The sequence below is a fragment of the Achromobacter sp. Marseille-Q0513 genome (assembly GCF_018195695.1).
Taxonomy (GTDB): domain Bacteria; phylum Pseudomonadota; class Gammaproteobacteria; order Burkholderiales; family Burkholderiaceae_B; genus Achromobacter.
Genome location: NZ_JAGTJY010000078.1, coordinates 21,506 through 25,622, shown reverse-complemented (window position 1 = coordinate 25,622; position 4,117 = coordinate 21,506). Strand labels below are relative to the sequence as shown.

General features: G+C 67.5%; 5 protein-coding genes and 1 pseudogene. All 6 read left to right on the top strand.

The genetic code is table 11. From position 1 onward, the window contains the following. Positions 1-300 (top strand): annotated as a pseudogene (locus tag KDH83_RS16650) (chemotaxis protein); the annotation flags it as partial. Between the two features lie 8 nt (positions 301-308). Beyond that, positions 309-1,163 (top strand): CheR family methyltransferase, encoded by an 855-nt coding sequence (locus tag KDH83_RS16645; protein WP_199770846.1) that lies wholly within the window; start codon positions 309-311, stop codon positions 1,161-1,163. 20 nt (positions 1,164-1,183) lie between these two features. Next, positions 1,184-2,242, top strand: a complete 1,059-nt coding sequence (locus tag KDH83_RS16640; protein ID WP_212317872.1) for a chemotaxis response regulator protein-glutamate methylesterase — start codon at positions 1,184-1,186, stop codon at positions 2,240-2,242. Positions 2,243-2,291: 49 nt separating this feature from the next. Beyond that, complete coding sequence (cheY, locus tag KDH83_RS16635) at positions 2,292-2,681, top strand: chemotaxis response regulator CheY (RefSeq protein ID WP_103274013.1); 390 nt, start codon at positions 2,292-2,294, stop codon at positions 2,679-2,681. Positions 2,682-2,689: 8 nt separating this feature from the next. Beyond that, a complete protein-coding gene (cheZ, locus tag KDH83_RS16630; protein WP_103274014.1) occupies positions 2,690-3,322 on the top strand; it encodes a protein phosphatase CheZ in 633 nt (210 codons plus the stop codon). 211 nt (positions 3,323-3,533) lie between these two features. After that, positions 3,534-4,117 (top strand): methyl-accepting chemotaxis protein (locus KDH83_RS32585; protein ID WP_249205160.1); only part of this gene is annotated, 584 nt, incomplete at its 3' end.

Below are 4,117 nucleotides of genomic sequence, written 5' to 3'. Positions count from 1 at the left end.
GACATCATGGGCGAGATCTCGGCGGCGTCGGAAGAGCAGTCGAGCGGCATCGACCAGGTGAACCGCGCGGTGTCGCAGATGGACGAGGTGACGCAGCAGAACGCGGCGCTGGTGGAACAGGCCGCGGCAGCCGCGGGCTCGCTGCAGGAACAGGCGCAGCGCCTGGCCGAAGCGGTGGCGGTGTTCAAGATCAACGCCGGCGAGGTCATCGAAGTGCCTGCGCATCGCCTGTCGGGTCAGCGCCCGGCCGCTGACGGCACACGGTTGCAGGCGCCCGACGCGCTTGCGCTTGAACACTGAGGCTAGCGGTGGCGACAGCGGCAAATGCGGCGCCGTCCATTTCGGTGGACCGCCAATTCGATTTCCGGGACGCGGACTTTTCCCGCGTCCGCAAGATGATTCACGAGCGCGCCGGCATTTCGCTGGGCGCCCACAAGCGAGAGATGGTCTACAGCCGCCTGGCCAGGCGGCTGCGCGCCTTGGGGCGGCAGGATTTCGCCAGCTACCTGGACCAGCTGGAGCGCCAGCCCGACGCGCCTGAGTGGGAAGACTTCATCAATGCGCTGACCACCAACCTGACGGCCTTCTTCCGGGAATCGCATCACTTTCCGATCCTGGCCGATTTCGCGCGCAGCCGCGGCGGCCCGGTATCGATCTGGTGCTGCGCGGCCTCGACCGGCGAGGAGCCGTACTCCATCGCCATCACGCTGGCCGAAGCGCTGGGCCCCCGCGCCTCGTCGTCCACCGTGCTGGCCACGGACATCGACACCAATGTGCTCAACCGGGCCCGCGCGGCGGTCTATCCGGCCGAGCGCGTGGCGAAGATGGAGGAGTCGCGGCTCAAGCGCTTCTTCCTGAAGGGGCGCGGCGCCAATGCCGGCCAGGTGCGGGTGCGGCCCGAGATCGCGGACATGGTGCGCTACGACACCTTGAACCTGCTGGCGCCATCATGGCCCATCAACGAAAAGTTCGACGCCATCTTCTGTCGCAACGTGATGATCTATTTCGACAAGCCGACCCAGGCCAGGATCCTGGAGCGGTTCGTTCCCTTGCTCAAGCCGGGCGGCCTGCTGTTCGCGGGCCATTCGGAAAACTTCACCTACATCAGCCAGGATTTCCGCCTGCGCGGTCAGACGGTCTATGAATGCGGGGGCCGGGCCTAGGCCCGCCCAGGCGGCAAAAAATGCAGAAAATCAGAGTCTTGTGTGTGGACGATTCCGCGCTGGTGCGCGGCCTGATGACGGAGATCATCAACAGCCAGCCGGACATGGAGGTCGTCGCGACCGCGCCCGATCCGCTGGTGGCGCGCGAGCTGATCAAGCGCCACAACCCGGATGTGCTGACGCTGGACGTCGAAATGCCGCGCATGGACGGGCTGGACTTCCTTGAAAAGCTGATGCGCCTGCGGCCCATGCCGGTGGTGATGGTGTCGTCCCTGACCGAGCGTGGCGGCGAAATCACGCTGCGCGCGCTGGAACTGGGCGCCATCGACTTCGTCACCAAGCCCAAGCTGGGCATCCGCGACGGCCTGCTCGAATATACCGAGATCATCGCCGACAAGATCCGCGCCGCCTCGCGCGCCAAGCTGCGCGCGCCGGCGCCGCACGCGCCCGCGGCCGCGCCGGCCCCGGCGTTGCGCCGCCCGCTCTCCAGCTCGGAAAAGCTGGTGATCGTGGGCGCGTCCACGGGCGGCACCGAAGCGATCCGCGAGGTGCTCCAGCCCCTGCCGCCGGACAGCCCGGCGATCCTGATCACGCAGCACATGCCGGCCGGCTTCACGCGGTCCTTCGCCCAGCGCCTGGACGCGCTGTGCGCGGTGACGGTGCGCGAAGCCGTGCATGGCGAACGGGTCCTGCCCGGCCACGTCTATCTGGCCCCGGGCGGCGACACGCACATGCGGCTGGGCCGCAGCGGCGCCAACTACGTCATCGAACTGGAAGCCAGCGAACCCGTCAACCGCCACCGCCCGTCGGTGGACGTGTTGTTCAATTCGGCCGCGGTGGCGGCGGGCAAGAACGCCATCGGCGTCATCCTGACCGGCATGGGCAAGGACGGCGCCGCGGGCATGCTCGCCATGCGCCGCGCCGGGGCCCACACCATCGCGCAGGACGAAGCCAGCTGCGTGGTGTTCGGCATGCCCCGCGAAGCCATCGCCATCGGCGCGGCCGAAGAGGTGGTTTCGCTTTCCGCGATGAGTGAGCGCATTCTGACTCGCCTGGGAGACCGCGGCCACCGCGTTTGACGCGGGGTTTCGCGATCGTTCCCAAGCACATTTCTTTTGGAGTAGGAAGATGGTAGACAAGGGCATAAAGATTCTGGTGGTGGATGACTTCCCCACCATGCGGCGGATCATCCGCAACCTGCTCAAGGAGCTGGGTTTCGAGAATGTGGATGAAGCCGAGGACGGCGCCATCGGGCTGGAGAAGCTGCGCAACGGCGGCTTTCAGTTCGTGGTGTCGGACTGGAACATGCCCAACCTCGACGGCCTGGAAATGCTCAAGCAGATCCGCGCCGACGCCGCGCTGGCCACGCTGCCGGTGCTGATGGTGACGGCCGAGGCCAAGAAGGAAAACATCGTCGCGGCGGCTCAGGCCGGCGCCAACGGCTACGTGGTCAAGCCCTTCACGGCGGCAACGCTGGAAGAGAAGCTCACGAAGATCTTCGAGAAAATCGCAGGCTGAGGTGCGCCATGAGCACGACGGAAAATGTTGATCCGGCGGAATCCCCAGATCTGATCCACCGCATCGCCTCGCTCACGCGCATGCTGCGCGACAGCATGCGCGAACTGGGCCTGGACCAGGCGATCAAGGACGCGGCCAACGCGATCCCGGACGCGCGCGACCGCCTGCGCTATGTGGCGCAGATGACCGAGCAGGCCGCCAACCGCGTGTTGAACGCGACCGAGGCGGCCGGCCCGATCCAGGACGGCATGTCGCGTTCGGCGCAGTCGCTGGACAGCCGCTGGCAGCAGTGGTTCGACCAGCCGCTGGAAATGCCCGAGGCCCGCGAGCTGGTCAAGGACACCCGCGCGTTCCTGCAGGATGTGCCCAAGCAGACGCAGGAGACCCAGTCCAAGCTGATGGAAATCATCATGGCGCAGGACTTCCAGGACCTTACCGGCCAGGTCATCATGCGCATGATGGACGTGGTGGGCGCGATCGAGCGCGAGCTGCTGCAGGTGCTGCTGGACAACGTGCCGCAGGAGCGGCGCGACGAGGCCAACAGCCTGCTCAACGGCCCTCAGGTCAGCCCGCAGGGCAAGGCCGACGTGGTCACCAGCCAGGATCAGGTCGACGACCTGCTGGCCAGCCTGGGTTTCTAGGCGGCCGCGCGCCGTCGGCGGGCCACGCCGGCGGCGCTTGCCATCGCCCGCATGGATGATTTCCCTTAAATGCGGGCGCCAGGGCGGGTGATAGACTCTCGGCCATAAGAACCAGAATCAGGGCCATGCAGCGAGAGACAGGACGCGCGGCCGCGCGTCCAGGCAACGGATCTCCACAGAAGACGATCCGGGCCGGCACTAGGAGAGTATCTTGGCCAGATCCATATTCCGCCTGGGCGGCATTTGGGGCTTGTTGCGCCGCCTGAACCGGGGCGAGGCCGTGCTGTCGGAGCGGGCGCTGTCGCTCAGTCCGGCCGCGTGGCCGCTGTACCGTTTCCTGGGGTCGATGCGCCAGCGCATCGCCACCGTCCGTCAATCCAGCATCGAGATCGCGCTCAACGCCGCGCGCACCCAATTCCAGGCCGGGCGCTGTTCGGCGCTGGCGCAGGAGCAGGCGCGCGCCGCCGAGGCGCTGGCCGCCAGCGGCGCGCAGATCGCCGGCCTGTCGGCGTCCACGTCCACGCATGCGCGCGAAATCGCCGAGGTGTCCGGGCAGAACCTGCAGGCGGCCGAGCGGGCGCTGGCCGAGCTGTCCGAGGTCAAGGAGCGGGTCGACCGCATGAATCGCGAGATGTCCGCCTTCACCGAGGTGGTGGGGCAGCTGACCCTGCGCGCGCGCTCGGTAGGCGACATCAGCAAGCTGATCAAGGACATCGCCTTGCAGACCCAGCTGCTGGCGCTGAACGCCGGGGTCGAGGCCGCCAGGGCGGGCGACGCTGGCAGGGGCTTCGCCGG

Excerpts from the sequence above, each read along its gene's own strand:
- cheZ (WP_103274014.1), top strand. The coding sequence starts at position 2,690 with ATGAGCACGACGGAAAATGTTGATCCGGCGGAATCCCCAGATCTGATC.
- KDH83_RS16640 (WP_212317872.1), top strand. The coding sequence starts at position 1,184 with ATGCAGAAAATCAGAGTCTTGTGTGTGGACGATTCCGCGCTGGTGCGC.
- cheY (WP_103274013.1), top strand. The coding sequence starts at position 2,292 with ATGGTAGACAAGGGCATAAAGATTCTGGTGGTGGATGACTTCCCCACC.